Origin of the sequence: Streptomyces sp. NPDC050738 (assembly GCF_040654175.1) — a bacterium.
Lineage (GTDB): Bacteria > Actinomycetota > Actinomycetes > Streptomycetales > Streptomycetaceae > Streptomyces.
In genome coordinates this window covers 140,659-156,998 of the sequence record NZ_JBFAHN010000015.1, presented here as the reverse complement: position 1 = coordinate 156,998, position 16,340 = coordinate 140,659, and the positions used below count along the sequence as shown (strand labels likewise).

Below are 16,340 nucleotides of genomic sequence, written 5' to 3'. Positions count from 1 at the left end.
ATCTTTGCCGCTCCAGGGCGAGAGCGCCGCATCGCCGTACGGCGGGGGCCGCACCTGGGCAGGTGCGGCCCCCGGTGTGCTCAGCCCACGGCGAGGTCGTCGCCGTACACGACGCCCTGTCCGTACCAGCCGTGCAGATAGACGGTGACCGCGCCCGAGGCGCCCGTCGTGAAGGGGACCGACAGCTTGGTCCAGCCCGCGGAACTGGTCCAGGTGCTGGCACTCGCCCCGCCCCGTACACCGAGGTAGGCGTAGTTCCCCTGGACCCAACCGCTCAGCGTGTACTTGGTGTTGGCGGCGAGCGTCAGGGTCTGGGTGCACTCGCCGCTCTGCGCGGACGTCGGGTTCGTCTTGAGCGCGTGCGTGCCGCCGTGCACCGGGGTGCTCACCACCGCGCCGCCGCTCTCGCAGGTCCACGGTGTCAGGGAGCCGCTCTCCAGATCGCCGTTGACCAGTGCGCCCGTACCACCGCCAGGACCGGAGACGGTGAGGGTGTACGCCGAGGAGTGCGTCGCCGCCCCCGAGGTGCCCTTGACGGTGATCGGATACGTGCCCGGGGCGGCCGACGCCGATGCGGTGACCTTCAGCTGCGATGTGCCGCCCGCGGTGACCGAGGCCGGTGTGAGCGTGGCCGTCACACCGGCGGGCGCACCCGAGGCGGTGAGCGTCACGGTCTGTGCGGTGCCCGATGCGACCGCGGTGCTCACCGTCGCGGTGGCCGAGCCGCCGGGAGCGACCGTCGCCGAACCGGGGGCCACGGAGAGCGAGAAGTCGTCCGCCACCGGACCGCCGCCGCCCGTGAAGGGCGCGAAGGTATGGGTGAAGTACCACTGGTCCTGGGCGATCCCCGAGCAGGTGTCGGAGCCGCCGGTGCCGGGGCAGCCTCCGTTGTCGCGCTGCAGCGCCCAGAAGGAGAGGGTGTTGACGCCCTTGGAGACGGCCCAGTTGTAGACGGCGGTCGCGTCGGCGGTGGTGAACGTCTCCGCCGCGCCGAAGTCGTCGATGCCGGGCATCTCGATGATGCCGGTCATGCCCCACAGCTGTGCGGAGGTCTTCGACGGGTACAGGGAGCCCAGTTGGCCGACCAGACCGGTGATCGCGGTCTGGGTGTCGGTGGCCATGTTGTGCGAGGCGCCGTCGTAGTAGTCGAAGGTCATGAGGTTCACGACGTCGACGCGGGCGCCGTTGGTGACGGCATTGCGGAGCACCGCGAGCCCGCTGCTCGCCAGACCGCTGGTGGTCGTCGGCAGGGTGTACGAGATCTGTACCGTACGGCCGTTGGCGGCGGCCCAGTCCTGCAGCTTCTTGATCGCCTTGTTGCGGCGGTCGATCCCGGCCGTGTTGGTCAGCGAGTTGTCCTCGATGTCCATGTCGAGGCGGGTGACGTCGTAGGTGGTGACGAGCTTCTCGTACGCGGCGGCGATCGAGTCCACATCGGTGCAGCTGTCGGCGATCTCGGTGGCGCCGTTGTCGGCCGCGTATCCGCCGAAGGACGGGATCACATCGCCGCCGCGCGAGCGGATGGTGGTGAAGTCCGCGCCGAAGACGGAGGAGGAGACGGGCTGAGCGGTGCTGCCGTTCCAGTAGGGGGTGCAGGACCCCTTCGCCTCGGTCTGGACGAAGGCCATCGTCAGGTACTTGGCGCCGGACTGCTGGGCGAGTGCGGCGGGGCTGTCGCCGTTGTACGCCTCGAAATAGGGGGCGAAGACATGGGCGGGCAGGGGTGTGGCCGCGTGGGCCGCACCCGAACCGCCCAGGACCAGGCCGGCCGAGGCGACCGTGGTCGCCAGGGTGGCCAGAAGGGCGCGCAGGGGTCTGTTCCGTCTCATGGGGGCTCCCGATGGGTGAGACAAGGAAGGGATCGCGCCCATGATTGGTCTGGACCATGTCCACGTCAAGGGTCCAGACCACTTCATGCCCCAGTGTTTGCCGAGCGCCCGGAGCCGCTGGACGAGGGGGCCGGTTACGGGGAGAAATGCCCCTGCAGGGCGTGGGCCAGGCCGCGTTCGGCGTCGTCCTCCACGGCACGGTGGTACGCCGTCTCGTAGGCGTTGTCCCCCGCCGACTCGCGGGCTCTGCGCTCCCATCCCTCGCGCAGCGCGCCGAGTTCGGGGGTGCCTCGGTTGGGATGGCCGAGCATGCGCCAGTACGTGTCGCCCGTGCCGGAGGTGCGCGCGGCCTCCACCCCGTCGCCCTGGACCGCGATCGTCCCGGCGAGCAGGTCGAGCCCCAGGGCGATGCCGAGGCTGTCATGGATGTCGTGCTTGCTCGCGAGCATCGAGCGGGCATGCCCCTCGGCGTACTCGGGCCGCCCCTGCAGCAGGTGTATGAAGGCGAGTTGGTGATCCGCGTACGACCGCGCCCAGTGCTCGCCGTGGCGCAGGCTGATCCGGCGCAGACTGGAGGCCTCCCGGTACGCCTCGTCCAGCCGTCCCATGGCGGAGAGCGCGAAGGCCCTGATCACCAGACAGCACATGTACGAGGGACCTGCCGGGGGCGCGTCCTCACAGGCGCGCAGCGCGCGGTCGCACACGGCGTACGCGATCTTCGGATGCCCCGTCATCAGACGGGTGAGGCCGACAGTGTGCGCCGCGAAGAGCACGGAATCGGGCTCGTGGTCCTGCCAGGCGGCGAAGGTGCACTCCTCTCCGATCCGCAGGGCGGCCTCGTGGTCGCCCTGGAGGGTGAGGGTGATACCCAGCGCCCAGAGTGCCTGGGTGCGGTGGGGCCCCTTCTCCGTATCGAGGGCCAGGGCACGCTGGAGGTAGTCGCGGGACTCGTGGAGGTGTCCGCAGCAGGGCCAGAACAGGCCGGTGCGCCCCGCCATCTCCACGGCCGTCTCCGGATCCTCGGTGAGGAGATGGTCGAGTGCGGCGCGCAGATCGGCGTGGCTTTCGGAGATCCTGCCGTACCAGGTGACCTGCTGCGGGCTGAGCCAGCCGGCCTGCGCCTGGGCCATCATGTCCGCGAAGTGTGCGGCGTGACGTCCCGCGAGAGTCTGTTCCTCGCCGAGCTCGGCGAGCCACATGGCGCCGTACTCGCGCAGGGTGTCGAGCATCCGGTAGCGGCTGCCGTCCCGCTGGAGCACGGACTGCGCGACGAGCCGCTCCAGGATCGCGGGGATGCTCCCGGCGCTCAACGGACCGCCGGCGCAGACCGATTGGACGTCCGCCTCGTCGACAGGGCCCCGGAAGACCGAGAGTCTGGCCCAGAGGAGCCGCTCCAGCGGGGCGCAGAGTTCATGGCTCCAGCCGATGGCGGTCCGCAGGGCGCGGTGGCGCACCGGCCACATCGACTCGTCGACAAGGGTGTCGAGCCGGGACGTCAGACGCTCCGAGATCTCCGCGACGCTGTTCTCGTACAGCCGTGCACAGGCCAGTTCGACGGCGAGGGGAACCCCTTCCAGGCGGCGGCAGATGTCGGCCACCGCACCGGCGGACTCCGGGGAGTCGAGCGATACGTCGGGAGCGGCCGCGGCGCACCGCTCGCGGAAGAGGAGCACCGCCTCGTCCCCGTCGTCGCCCAGCGAGAGCGGGGGCACCTCCAGGCAGAACTCCCCGATCACGCCGAGAGGTTCGCGGCTGGTGGCCAGGATCGTCAGTCGCGGAGCCGCGGTGAGGAGTTCGCCCACCAGCTCCCTTGCCGCATCGAGGACGCGCTCGCAGCAGTCGAGGACGAGCACCACCTGACGGTCGGCCAGCCAGTCGCAGAGCGCCTCGACGGGGCGTCGCAGACTGTGGTCGAGGAGGCCGACGGCATCGCAGACCATGGCGGTGAACAGCCGGTCGTCGTAGAGGTGGGAGAGGTCCGCCCACCACACCCCGTCGCTGTAGGTGCCGCGCACCTCTTCCGCGGCACGTAAGGCCAGCCGGCTCTTGCCGACACCGCCGGTCCCTGTGAGGGTGACCAGCCGGTGATCCGCCAGCGCCCGCCGGGTAGCGACCAGTTCGCTTCCGCGACCGATGAAACTGGTCGTCATGATGGGGAGGTTGCCTACCACGGCCCTAATCCTGTCGTGTGAGGGTGCACGGTCGTACCGCATCCCGGAAAACGGTCAGAAGCGTTCAGTCCTGGCTATGCGCCGGTCGGTGAACCTAACCGACGCTCGCGTGCAGAACGGCCGCGGCCAGCGGGAAGTCCCTGAGCCGCGCGGCCATGCGTTCCAGGGCGGATTCCAGGAACGCGGGGGTGAGTTGGCGGGGCCGGCCGATCTGCGTCAGCCAGGAGACCGACTCGGCGAAGATGAACGGGTCCGCCATGTACACGGACGAGGCGAGTGACTCCGCGAGCAGCGCCAAGTGGTCCGTGAGCTGCGCGCGATGCAGCGGGTGGGCCGGATCCGGGTGCCCGAGACCGGTGGCCAGATCGTGCACGAGGCGGGCACGGGTGGAGGTCAGGAGCCAGAACTCCTCCTGGTTCTCCGGATCCGGTACGTACGCGGGTGAGCTGTCGCCGCCCAGGGTGCCTTGAGCGAGGAAGGACGCTGCCTCCAGCGCGTCCCCGCACCACTGATCCGCACCCACCTCACGCGCCCGCGCCCCGGAGGGCCCGAACGCCGCACCCCCGGCCAGTACGGGTATGCCCGCGTTCCGGCAGGCCCCGACCGCCGCGTGGGCGAAGGGCAGCCGCGAGGCCATGGAGCAGCTGAGCGCCATGATCTGCGGCCGGTCGGTGCGCAGATGGGCGCGCAGATGGTGGGTGGGGACATGGGCACCGAGGAAGGTGACCTGCCGGCCGTGCAGGCGCAGGATGTCGGCGACCAGACGGGCGGGCAGGGCGTGCCATTCGCCCTCCACGCAGGCGACGGTGATCCGGGTGCGGTCGGGCCGGACGTCAGGACCGTACTGGGGGGCGGCGAGCGCGAGGGTCACGGCCCGGTCGCTGAGGGCCGTCGCGGCATGCTCCTGCGCGACGCCGATCGCGCCGGACGCCCAGGCCTCACCGATCCGCTGCTGGGCGGGAGCCACCACTTCGAGCAGGAAGTCCTGCGGGGTGACCCCCTTGTCCAGGGCCCGGCGGACCAGGGCCGTGGCCATGCTCTCGTTCTGCTGGAGCAGGCTGTTGTGGAACTGGACGGACAACTGCGCGGTGACGGTGCGCCCGTCGGGGCTGTTCATCATGGAGTCTCTCCTCTCCGGCCGCCGGGAAGCGGGGGAGCCTGGATGGCGACCAGGGTGATGTCGTCGTGGTCGCGTCCGTCGAGCCACTGGGCGGTGGTCATCAGCATGTGCTCGACCAGGGCTTCGGGCGGCAGTCCGTAACAGCCGGCGAGCGCGTCCGCGAAACGGTCGTCGCCCAGCAGTTCCCCGTGCGGGCCCCCGCGCGCCTCGGTGAGGCCGTCGCTGTACAGAAGACAGGTCTCGCCGGGCCGCAGCCGTACGACCCGGCTCCGTCCGCTCGCCCAGGGCATGACCCCTATCAGCGTGCCGCCGGAGGCGACGGGCTCGATCTTCCGTCCGCGCCGCAGGAGCAGGGCCGGCGGGTGGCCTGCCGTGGAGATGCGCAGGACGAGCCCGCCCCGGGTGCCGGGTGCGATGGAGGCGAGGACGAGTGAGGAGAAGGCGTATTCGTCGTCGTGGTGCTGGAGGGCGTTGAGGCGGCTGAGGAGTTCGCGGTGGGTGACGTCGTAGCCGGCGAGGGCGGCGAGTTGTTCGCGCATGGCGCTCGCCCGCAGAGCGGAGCGCGTGCTGTTGCCGCAGATGTCGCCCAGCACCACGGTGTCGGGGTCGTGGCGGGGAAGGAAGTCGTAGAAGTCGCCCCCGGCGCCCAGGCCGGTGGGGGAGGGCCGCCAGGCTCCGGCGACATCGGCGCCCTGGAAGCGGAGAGCAGGGGGCGGCCGCAGCTGGTCCCCGAGACCTGCGGCCACTTCGTCCACGATGTGCTGCAGTCCTGCGGCGTGCAGGGCGACCGCGGCCTGCCGTGCGAAGGTGCTGAGCGTGCCGCCCTCGGCGACGGGCTCCTGCGGCCGCTGCCCACGGCGGAGCAGCACCAGGGCTCCCGAGGGTGTGTCGTCACCTGGGAGCGGCACGATGAGCAGTGAGTCGAACTCCGCGGGATCGGGCCCGGTCAGCCATATCGGGAGCTGCGGGGGCGCGGGCTGCCAGTACGGTTCGGGCGCGGGGCCGCCGCCCAGCGCGTCGGCGAGGCCGGGCACCAGGTGCTCCTCGATCCGTACGCGCTCGTGCCGCTCGGTACGGCAGCGCAGGGCTCCGTCGCGCCGGGTGGCCCGGGTCACCTCGGCCGAACCCCGGCGGAAGTGGGTGAGCACTGCCGCACCGTCCGCCCACCGGTCCACCAGCCGGTGCGCGACTGCCCGCGTGCACTGCTCCCATGACGCGCCCGTGTCCCAGAGACTCGGTGGCGGAGAGGCACAGCAGGGGGCCGCGGAAGCGAGGGGCGCCGGCGGGGTGCGTGCCGCCGAGGTCCCGGTCGGCCTTCCGCTCCCGGTCCCGCTCTCACGATGTACGTCGTCCGGGTGAATCTCCTGAGGGGGCGCCGTTGACCGGCTCGCGGAATCCACGGCGTCGACGGCCGGCGACCCGGGCCCGCCGGAGCCCCGGAGATACACATCGCGGCAGACGAGCCAGCCGGGCAGTGCGTCCGGTTCCAGCGGATCGCCCGCTGCGAGGCCCGGCAGCAGTGTGGCGGCGGCCGGACTCAGGGAGACGATGCGGTTGCCCTCGTCCACGAACACAGCGGCCTCGGGCGCACTGAGGAGCAGGGCCACCCAGGACAGGGCCCTCTGGTCCCGGTGTGCCCGATCACTTTCCGGGGCGGGCTGCTGGTGTGTTCGCGACATGATCATTCCGGGGCGGGGTGCCCTACGGCCCCTGCTCCGGAGCCCTCCGTATTCGTCGGTGCTGACAACCGATAGAACACCGTGCCTCAACTGCCGTGTTCGTGCAGGGAACTTGAAGGCAATGGCACACGATCATCGGCCGATGTGAAATCATCGGATCCGGCTCGGATGTGAAAAAACGTATCAGCGTGGCATGTACACGGACGGAAGGGCGATTCGCGTCCACCGGACCGGCGTGAAGAAGATCAAAGTTTCCGGCCGGGCCCGGTATTTGCTTGAATCCGGGCATGAGTGATCTCTTCGTCAAAATTTGTGGTCTGCGGACCGAACAGGACGTGGACACCGCCGTGGACGCCGGAGCCGACGCCGTCGGCTTCGTCTTCGCGTCCGGCGCGCGGACGGTCGACGGTGCCACGGCCTGGCGGCTGGCGCGGCTGGTGCCGGACCGCGTCCTGACGGTCGGGGTCTTCCGCGGGCAGTCCCTGGACGAGGTGCGGCGGCTGACCGAGGAGAGCGGGATCCGCGCCGTACAGCTGCACGGGGACGAGGGCGTGGAGTACTACGAGTCCCTGCGGGCCGAGGGGCGCACCCTGATCCGGGCGACAGCCGCCACCGATGTCCCGGTCAACAACGGGGAGTTGGGTGAAGACCTGCTGCTTCTCGATGCCCCTGACCCCGGTTCCGGCAAACCCTGGAACTGGTCCTCACCCGCGTTCGTGGCCCCCACGGGCCGCTGGCTACTGGCCGGCGGACTGCATCCGGGCAACGTCCGCCGGGCCGCCGAGGCCACCGGAGCGTGGGGTGTGGACGTGTCCAGCGGAGTGGAGAGCGAACGCGGAGTGAAATCACCGGAGTTGATCCGCGCCTTCGTGACGGAGGCCCGGCGGACACCTTCCGGCGCCTGATACCGGGCGGCCGCCGCTCGGGAGCGCCCGTCGTTCTGCCGAAGGAAGCGTATGGACTCTCTCCTCGACCGGGCCGCCGCCCGGCTCTTCCCCGAAGATCCCCGACACCACGGCGTACTGCCGCCGTTGCTGGTGGTGCTGACCGTCGTCACCGGTCTGGTGGACGCGGTCAGCTATCTGGGACTCGGCCGGGTCTTCGTCGCCAACATGACGGGCAACGTGGTCTTTCTCGGATTCGCACTCGCCGGTGACATCCAACTCTCCGCCACCGCCTCGCTGTTGGCGGCCGGGGCCTTCATGGTGGGCGCACTGGCCGGCGGCCGGATCGCCCCGCGGATCCCCGACCGTGTGCGACTGTTCGCGGCATTGGTCGGGGCGCATGCGGTGCTGGTGGCGATGGCGCTCGTGGCGTACCTCACCGGCTTCTCCCCGTACGTACTGATCGCGCTTCTCGCGCTGGGCATGGGCCTGCAGAACGCGGTGGTACTGGGCCTGGGCGTCCCCGACTTCACCACCACCGTGCTCACCCGCACCCTGACCGGACTGGCCGCGGACCGGCCGGGGCCGGCCACCGTGCGCCGGCTGGTCTCGCTCGCCGCCATGTTCTGCGGTGCGCTCGCGGGCGGCCTGCTCCAGCTCCGCCATGGGACGGCCTGGGCGCTAGCGCCCGCGGTCGCCCTGCTCGCGGCCGTCGCGCTGGCCGCCGCCCGCTCCGTACGACCGCCGGCCCAGGCCCAGGCCCAGGCCTAGGCCTCAGCCGCGGCGACGGCGCGTGGTGCGACGCCAGCCGAACGGACCGGGGAGGTCCATGGACGTGGTGCGCCGCCCCGTACTGCTCGACGTGTGGTGCGGCCCGTTGCGCCCGCCGGTGGTGATGGACCAGGAGTGGCGGTTGATGTTCAGCCGCACTCCGGGCAGGATCCGGAAGCTCTTGCGGAACGTGATCGGCATCTGGGGCTCCCTCGGCTTGCAGAGTCGTAGTTCCGTCGGGGATACGGGTAACCCCGAATCCCCTGCGAATGCGCGGCAGTTGCCCGCCGTCCGCGCACTACCCCGACTGTCCGAAGAGCTGGGTCCAGTACGTCCCCGCGAGACCGCCTCCCGCGAAGCCGATCCCGATGTGCGTGAAGTCAGGTTTGAGGATGTTGGCGCGGTGGCCCGGGCTGTTCATCCAGCCCAGCACCACCTCGGGTCCGGTGCGCTGGCCGCAGGCGATGTTCTCGCCGATGCCCCGGTGGTCGGCGCCCGCGGCCGCGGCCCTGTCCCACGGCTGGAGCCCCTCGGGGGAGGTGTGCGAATAGAAGCCGCGGGCCGCCATGTCGGTGCTGTACGCCTGTGCGGCCGCGGCCAGCCTGGGGTCGGTGGCCAGCGGCCGCAGTCCGTCCCGTGAGCGCTCGGAGTTGGTGAGGGCCACCACCTCCGATGCCGTACGGGCCAGCCCCTCCGCCGTGAAGGGCCTGGCCCACAAGGCCGTCCAGTACTCCCCGACGTGCGCGAACCCGGCATCGGTGAGGGCCGGGTTCCGCAGGGCACGCCGGCTCTGGCCGTCGCCCCGGCAGTAGTCGACGAACTCGGCCGGCGTACGGGGCCCGGAGACGAGGTGCTCGGCGATGGTGAGGTACGCGTACCCGGAGGCGGAGACCCGCTGATAGACGGAGATGCCGTCCGGCCCCTCCACGCTGAGGCGGTCCTGCCTTGCCATGCCGGTCGCGTGCGCCCGGGCCGCCGACGTCAGCCGTGGGTCCAGGCGCACGGCCGGGACGCCCGCACCGGAGCGGTCCGCGTTGACGAGCCGCAGCAGACCGTCCGGGGCGTCACGGCTGTCGGGCGCAGGAGCGAGGGTGTCGCCGGGACCGTCCTCCGCGATGTCGACGCCGAAGTCGCGGGCGATCCCGGCAAGTCCGTCCGCGTACCCCTGTCCGAGCGCACGGAGCTTCCAGCCGGTGCCGCGGCGGTAGACCTCGGCGAGCAGCAGCACGGTCTCGTGGGTCGGGCGCGGCGGGACGAACGTGGCGAGGGTCTGACCGCCGGAGCCGGCCAGGCGCAGGGCCGGGGCGGGCAGCCGGCCCAGCGGTGTGCCGGGGTCCGCCGGGCTGATGACGACGGTGACCCTGCTCGCCCCGGACCGCAGCCGGGGCGGGTCCACGCTCACGGTGCCCTCGCCCAGCCGGGCGCCGGGTGCCGTCGGCTGGTTGTAGAAGACGAAGTCCCCGTCGCCGGAGACCTTTCCGCTGTCGTCGGTGATCAGCACCGAAAGATCGAACGGCCCCGGCACATGGAACGTCAGCACACCGCCGGGGAGGGCCAGATTGCCGCCGGGGACCAACTCGCTCATGCCTGGAGAACGCAGTTCGGACCGGTGGCGGTTCCCTACAGCGCGACGAGAGTGACCTCGGTGGCCTTGATGCTGGTCCAGACGGCCGATCCGTCCGCCAGCCCGAGCTCGGCGGCAGCGCCCGGAGTGATCTCGGCGACCAGATCGGGCGCCCCCTCGGAGGTGATCACGATACGCAGACGGCTGCCGACGGCGGTGATCTCACGGACGGTGCCCGGCCACACATTGCGCGGACTCCCGCCCGGCTTGTCGCGGTGCACCGAGACCGCCTCGGGGGCGATGACCGCCAGCGCGGCGGCCCCCTCGGCGAGAGGGTCGGCGACGACGAGGCGCCCGCCCCCCGCGAGTGCGAGGGATCCGTCCCCGTCGGCGGTCCCCGGCCAGGCGTTGCGGCCGAGCATCCGCGCCACCCACGGCGAGCGCGGATGCCGGGAGACGTCGGCGGGCGGCGCGTACTGCAGGGTGCGCCCCTCGTCGAGTACGAGAACCCGGTCGGCCAGCGACACCGCCTCCACCGGGTCGTGCGTGACGATCAGACAGACGCCGCCGAAGCCGGCGAGGTGGGTGCGCAGGGTGTGGCGTACGTGAGCCCGCGTGGTCTGGTCGAGGGCGGCGAGAGGCTCGTCGAGGAGCAGCAGCCGGGGGCGGGCCGCCAACGCCCGTGCCAGGGCCACCCGTTGGGCCTGCCCCCCGGAGAGCTGGCCCGGCTTGCGGTGGCCGAGATGCCCCACCCCGAGCCGCTCCAGCCACTGGCGTGCCTCGCGGCGGGCCTCCGCGCGCCCGGCGCCCTGGGCGCGCAGCCCGTACGCCGTATTGCCGAGGGCGGTCAGATGCGGGAAGAGCGCGCCCTCCTGCGGGACCCAGGCGACGCCGCGCCGGTGCGGCGGCAGGCCCGTCACATCGGCGGAGCCCAGGCGCAGGTCGGCGTGGGCGCGCGGGGTGAGTCCGAGGAGAGCGCGCAGCAGGGTGGTCTTGCCCGCGCCGTTCTCGCCGACGACCGCGATGGTGGTGCCCGGATCGGCGTCCAGGGTCAGCTGGTTGAAGCCGGTGACCTCCGCGTGCAGCGGCCAGAGCTCCTTCGCGGGAGCCGGAGCGATGGCTTCGAACGGGGCGAAGTCGTCGGCGGACACCGGTACTTCGTCCGCCCGGCGCTTGTCGGTCCTGCGGTCCGCGCTCCCGCCGATCCAGCGGCCGCGCAGCGCGATCAGCACGGCCATCGCGATGGCGAGCAGCAGCAGCGAGACGGACGTCGCGGCCTCGGGGGAGTCCTGGAGGAGGAGATAGACCTGGAGCGGGAGCGTCTGGGTGGTGCCGGGGAAGTTGCCGGCGAAGGTGATGGTGGCACCGAACTCGCCCAGCGCACGCGCCCAGGTCAGAGCGGCCCCCGCCGCGAGCCCCGGAGCGACCATCGGCAGCGTCACGGTGAGGAAGACCCGTACCGGCGAAGCGCCGAGGGAGGAGGCGGTCTCCTCGTAACTCGGCCGCAGTCCGGCCAGCGCACCCTCCAGGCTGATGACCAGGAACGGCATCGCGACGAAGGTCGCGGCGACGACCGCGCCCGCGGTACTGAACGGCAGCGTGATGCCGAAAGTGCTCTCCAGCCAGGGGCCGAGCAGTCCGCGCCGTCCGAAGCCGAGGAGCAGCGCGACGCCCCCGACGGTCGGCGGCAGCACCATCGGGAGCAGGACCAGGGAGCGTACGAGCGTCTTGCCGGGGAAGTCGACCCGCGCGAGCAGCCAGGCCAGCGGCACCCCGAAGAGCAGGGAAAGCCCCAGGGCCCAGAAGGAGACGACCAGCGACAGCTTGAACGCCTGGGTGACGCCGGGGCTCGTCAGATGGGTGCCCAGGTCGCCCCAGGTGGTGCGGGCGAGGATCCCGATGAGCGGCATCAGCAGGAACGCGATCGCGAGCAGCGCGGGGACGACCAGGGCGACGGGGGCTCGGGTCGTACGGCTGCGGGGGCGAAGGCGCTTCATCGGCGGTCCCTGAACTGGGGCGGATGCGGGAGGGGCCGCCCGGACCCGTGAGGTCCGGGCGGCCCGTCGAGGTTACGGCTGCTGGAAGCCCGCGTCCTGGAGGATCTTCTGCGCCTCGGGGGTGGAGAGCCACTTCACGAAGGCGGCAGCGGCATCGGCGTTCTTCGACGCCTTCAGCGTCGCGGCCGGGTAGGAGGCCACGGCGTTCTGCGCATCGGGGATGGTGATGGCATCGACCTTGCTCGTCGCGGTGGACGCGTCCGTCTTGTAGACGATGCCCGCGTCGGCCTCGCCCAGCTCGACCTTGCTCAGCACGGCGCGCACGTTGGGCTCCTGCGAGACCGGCTTGACCGTGATCTTCTGCGCGTCCAGGACCTTCTTGCTGTACTTGCCGACCGGCACCTCGGGCGCGGCGAGCACCACCTTCAGCTTGGTGTCCGCGAGGTCCTTGAGCGCGGCGACCTTGTGCGGGTTGCCCTTGCCGACCGCGATGACCAGGCGGTTCTTGGCGATGACCGTCGGGGAGCCGGTGTCGGACGTCAGCCCGTCCATGGTCTTGGTGTCGGCGGTGACCAGCGCGTCGGCAGGAGAGCCCTGCTTGACCTGCGCGGCCAGCTCCTGGGATCCGGCGAAGGAGAACGCCAGCTTGACGCCCGGGTTCTCCTTCTCGTACGCCGCTCCCGCCGTCTTGAAGACGTCGGTCAGTGAGGAGGCGGCGAGGATCTTGAGACTGGCCTTCGACGAGGACGCCCCGGAGGACGCCCCGTTCGAAGCCGTCGCCCCGCTGTCCTTCTTGCTGTCGCTGCCGCAGGCGGCGAGCGAGAGAAGCAGTGCCGCGGAGAGGACGGCTGCGGCGGATCGGCGCCAGGTGATGACGAGAGACATGAGGGTGGGACTCCTAGGTGGAACGAAGCGGCGGGAGCCGTGGGACGGACGGCTCCCGCAGGGGGACGGAGCGGTGACGTCAGACGCGGTCGATGTGCACGCTGGTGGACTTCACACGGGCGGTGGCCTGCATGCCGACCTCCAGACCCAGCTCCTCGACCGCCTCGCGGGTGAGCAGCGAGACGAGCCGGTGCGGACCCGCCTGGATCTCCACCTGTGCCGCGACGTCGCCGAGCTTGACCGCGGTGACGATGCCCGGGAAGGCGTTGCGGGCCGAGGTGTACGAGGTGTCCTCCTCGTCGGTGCCGCTCTGGGCGACCTCGATGGAGAAGGCGGCCAGATCACGGCCGTCGATCAGCCGGCGGCCGCTCTCGTCGCGGTGGGTCGCGACCTTCCCGGCATCCGCCCAGCGACGAGCGGTGTCGGGGCTGACGCCGAGCAGACGCGCTGCCTGGCCGATCGTGTAGGACTGCATAAGCGGAAAGTTAGGCCTTATGGGCTGGCATCTGCAATCCCTGTCCATGTTTTGTGGGGCATCTGCCAACCCTCCTGGAGGAAGGTCCAAGGTCTGGATCACTCCGGGACGGTGCAGGCGCCGACCCAGACGCGGGTGATCGCACTGACGTACCGGGCGCCGCAGCGATCCGAGGGAACCACCAGCTGGCTGCCCTGCGCATCGAGCGCCCGCCCGTCCACGCGTGTGGCCAGCAGGACCGGTGCGTCGCCGAAGTCGGCGTCGATCTCCGCCCAGGACAGCACCGTGTGGTGACCGTCCCCACCGGTGACCGCCAGGACGAACCGGGAGCGGTCCTTGCGTCGCCGCGCGTCGAAGGCCGGGCCCGCGGCCGTGACGACCTCCCTCAGGAGCGGCCCCTCGAAGGTGTGCCGCTGAGGGCCCGCGGTGGCGCAGTCGAAGACCACATCGGCCCGGTGCTGCTCCCACCCCTCCCGCAGTTCCGCGACGGTCAGCGTCACCGGACGGAGAAGCTCCCCCTGCAGGACGAACGGCCTCGTGCGTGTACCGAGCCGGCTCATCGGCTGCCCCCTGTGAGCGATTCGCTGTGACGGATGCCTGAACGTCCTGCCCGGCGTGCGGTGACACGAACCTCAGAAGCAAGGAAAAGGTCGAATTTGCTTGGCAGTTCACGCAATGATGCGCGAACTGTCCCAGCAGATGCGGAAGCGGCGGATCAGCCGACGTGGATGCGCGGGCGCCGCGCCGGATCCGGTTCCGCGCGCCGCAGCACCTCGCGGGTGACCGGGGCGACCTCGCCGTCGCCGAAGACCAGGAAGCGCAGCAGATGGCTGAGCGGGTGGCCCTCCGTCCAGTTGAAGTAGGCGTGCGGGACCTTTCCCGTACGGTCGCGCAGCTCCAGCAGTACGGCGGCGATCGTGTTGGGCACCCCCGGACCCTCGGCGCGCAGGATGCGGACGGCGTGGCGCTGGACACCGCGGACGGCGACCTCGCCGGTGAAGTCGGAGGAGTTCGGGACGGTCACCTCCAGGAACAGCACAGGGCCGCCGCCGGGGATGTGGGTCGCCTCGCGCTGGCTGTACTCCTTGCTGCGGTACTCCGCCATGTCCCGCTCCTGCGGCTCATTGGCGATGACCCGGATCGGCCCGCCCTGCGCGCACTCGTCGATGACCTGGAGCGCCTTCTTGTCGAAAGCGACCTCGGAGGCCCGCAGTTCGAAGGCGCGGTGGACCCGCGAGGCGAAGGACGTCGCCAGGATGCCGATGATGAACAGCAGGGCGATCTTGATGCCGTCGGGCCGCTCGATCACATTGGTGACCAGGGTGTACGCGAAGACCGCGGTGATGGCCCCGAAACCGAGGGTCGCCCGCCGCCGCCCCTTCCGGTGCACCGCGACGGTCGAGGCGAACGCGGCCGAGAGCATCAGCACCAGCACGCCGGTCGCGTACGCACCGCTCTGCGCGTCCACATTCGCGTTGAACCATGCGGTGATGAAGAAGGCGATCGCCACGAAGATCAGCACGAGCGGACGTACCGCGCGTGTCCATTCGGGCGCCATGCCGTAGCGCGGCAGATACCGCGGTACGAGATTGAGCAGACCGGCGGTCGCGGAGGCCCCGGCGAACCACAGGATGGCGATGGTGGAGACGTCGTACACCGTGCCGAAAGCCTCGCCCAGATTCTGATGTGCCAGATAGGCGAGCGCGCGTCCGTTGGCCGGGCCGCCCGCCTTGAACGCGTCCTCGGGAATCAGGATCGTCGTCGCGAAGCTGGAGACCAGCAGAAAACAGCTCATGATCACGGCGGCGGTGGTCAGCAGCTTGCGGGTGTCGCGGATGCGCCCGGCCGGATTCGCGTACGTGTCCGACGCGTCGCCGCGCACCTGCGGCATCACGGCGACGCCCGTCTCGAACCCGGACATGCCGAGCGCGAGCTTCGGGAAGACCAGAAGAGCGACGCCGATCATGGCCAGCGGTGAGGAGTGCTCCGCTGTCATGGCATCCCACCAGTTGCCGATCACCACAGGCTCGGTCGCCACGTGCCACACGGCGTCGGCGAGCACGACGAGATTGAGTGCCAGATATACGCCGACGAGAACCACGGCGATGCCGATGGCCTCCTTGAAGCCCTTGAGGAACACCGCGCCGAGGGCGGCGATCAGCGCCAGGGTGATCCAGAGGTTCTCTCCGTGCAGCCAGCCGGGAGCGAACGGATTCTCCACCACGTGCGCGGAGGCGTCCGCCGCCGACAGCGTGATGGTGATCATGAAGTCGGTTGCGGCGAACCCCAGCAGAACAAGCACGAAAAGCTTCCCCGCCCACCAGGGCAACAGCCGCTCCAGCATGGCGATCGAGCCTTCGCCGTGCGGGCTCTCCTTCGCGACGCGCCGGTACACGGGCAGCGCACCGCCGAGAGTGAGGGCCAGCAGGACGATCGTGGCCAACGGGGAGAGCAGGCCTGCGGCCAGGGCGGCGATACCCGGCTGATAGCCGAGGGTGGAGAAGTAGTCCACCCCGGTCAGGCACATGACCCGCCACCAGGTGTGGCCCTTGTGCTCCGACGGGGGAGTGCCGTGCGGACCGGGGTGGCGGGCCGACTGCTCGCTCAGGCCCTCCAACAGCCAGGCGCGCCAGGAGCGTACCGATGGCTTGGGCGCGGCTGTCGTCTCGGCCTGGGTGCCGGTCATGCGGGTGTCTCCCTGGAGCGGTGGGGCGGTGCAGGGCGGGTGTGGAGCACATCGTCACCCGGCTCCCGCGCCGGAGGCGGCTACTTCGCAGGTCACGGCGCGGCGCGCACCGGCTACCGGGCTTTTCACGATGCATGGCGGGTGCAGGCGGTCGTCGCGGCAATTCAAGCGGAGATAAGGCAACTTGGGTCGCCTGGGGCATTTGGGCGGCATGTGGGCGATTACAGAAAGGTTCGATCACGACGTCGCCGGGACGGTTGCCAACTGCTCGTGTCTGTG

The 16,340-nt window shown here is 70.9% G+C and carries 13 protein-coding genes; 2 read left to right on the top strand and 11 right to left on the bottom strand.

Going from position 1 to position 16,340, the window contains the following annotated elements; translation table 11 throughout:
* Positions 1-80: 80 nt before the first annotated feature.
* From AB0H78_RS30755 to AB0H78_RS30740, 4 genes are all read right to left on the bottom strand, one after another.
* A complete protein-coding gene (locus AB0H78_RS30755; RefSeq protein WP_363237940.1) occupies positions 81-1,829 on the bottom strand; it encodes a glycosyl hydrolase family 18 protein in 1,749 nt (582 codons plus the stop codon).
* Positions 1,830-1,963: 134 nt separating this feature from the next.
* Entirely contained in the window at positions 1,964-3,979 is a 2,016-nt protein-coding gene (locus AB0H78_RS30750; RefSeq protein ID WP_363237938.1) for an NB-ARC domain-containing protein, read from the bottom strand.
* Positions 3,980-4,094: 115 nt separating this feature from the next.
* Positions 4,095-5,120, bottom strand: coding sequence for a cobalamin-dependent protein (locus tag AB0H78_RS30745; RefSeq protein ID WP_363237936.1), 1,026 nt, complete (start codon positions 5,118-5,120; stop codon positions 4,095-4,097).
* Positions 5,117-6,799, bottom strand: coding sequence for a PP2C family protein-serine/threonine phosphatase (locus AB0H78_RS30740; protein ID WP_363237935.1), 1,683 nt, complete (start codon positions 6,797-6,799; stop codon positions 5,117-5,119). The genes AB0H78_RS30745 and AB0H78_RS30740 overlap by 4 nt, the downstream gene beginning before the upstream one ends.
* A gap of 287 nt (positions 6,800-7,086) precedes the next feature.
* Between AB0H78_RS30740 and AB0H78_RS30735 the strand changes: the two genes are divergently transcribed.
* A complete protein-coding gene (locus AB0H78_RS30735) occupies positions 7,087-7,704 on the top strand; it encodes a phosphoribosylanthranilate isomerase (protein ID WP_363237934.1) in 618 nt (205 codons plus the stop codon).
* Positions 7,705-7,755: 51 nt separating this feature from the next.
* Positions 7,756-8,454, top strand: coding sequence for a YoaK family protein (locus tag AB0H78_RS30730; RefSeq protein WP_363237933.1), 699 nt, complete (start codon positions 7,756-7,758; stop codon positions 8,452-8,454).
* 3 nt (positions 8,455-8,457) lie between these two features.
* On the opposite strand, the gene AB0H78_RS30725 is transcribed toward AB0H78_RS30730, so the two are convergent.
* The 7 genes from AB0H78_RS30725 to AB0H78_RS30695 all read right to left on the bottom strand — a co-directional run bounded on the left by AB0H78_RS30725 (position 8,458) and on the right by AB0H78_RS30695 (position 16,061).
* Positions 8,458-8,655 (bottom strand): DUF4236 domain-containing protein, encoded by a 198-nt coding sequence (locus tag AB0H78_RS30725; RefSeq protein WP_329113380.1) that lies wholly within the window; start codon positions 8,653-8,655, stop codon positions 8,458-8,460.
* Positions 8,656-8,752: 97 nt separating this feature from the next.
* Entirely contained in the window at positions 8,753-10,039 is a 1,287-nt protein-coding gene (locus AB0H78_RS30720; RefSeq protein ID WP_363237932.1) for a CAP domain-containing protein, read from the bottom strand.
* Positions 10,040-10,074: 35 nt separating this feature from the next.
* On the bottom strand, positions 10,075-12,015 hold the full coding sequence (locus AB0H78_RS30715; RefSeq protein ID WP_363237931.1) for an ABC transporter permease: 1,941 nt from the start codon (positions 12,013-12,015) through the stop codon (positions 10,075-10,077).
* A gap of 72 nt (positions 12,016-12,087) precedes the next feature.
* On the bottom strand, positions 12,088-12,900 hold the full coding sequence (gene modA, locus AB0H78_RS30710) for a molybdate ABC transporter substrate-binding protein (protein ID WP_363237930.1): 813 nt from the start codon (positions 12,898-12,900) through the stop codon (positions 12,088-12,090).
* A 79-nt stretch (positions 12,901-12,979) separates the two neighbouring features.
* Positions 12,980-13,375, bottom strand: coding sequence for a helix-turn-helix transcriptional regulator (locus tag AB0H78_RS30705; RefSeq protein ID WP_363237929.1), 396 nt, complete (start codon positions 13,373-13,375; stop codon positions 12,980-12,982).
* A gap of 98 nt (positions 13,376-13,473) precedes the next feature.
* Positions 13,474-13,935 (bottom strand): molybdopterin-dependent oxidoreductase, encoded by a 462-nt coding sequence (locus AB0H78_RS30700; protein WP_363237928.1) that lies wholly within the window; start codon positions 13,933-13,935, stop codon positions 13,474-13,476.
* Between the two features lie 155 nt (positions 13,936-14,090).
* Entirely contained in the window at positions 14,091-16,061 is a 1,971-nt protein-coding gene (locus tag AB0H78_RS30695) for an amino acid transporter (RefSeq protein WP_363237926.1), read from the bottom strand.
* Positions 16,062-16,340 lie beyond the last annotated feature (279 nt).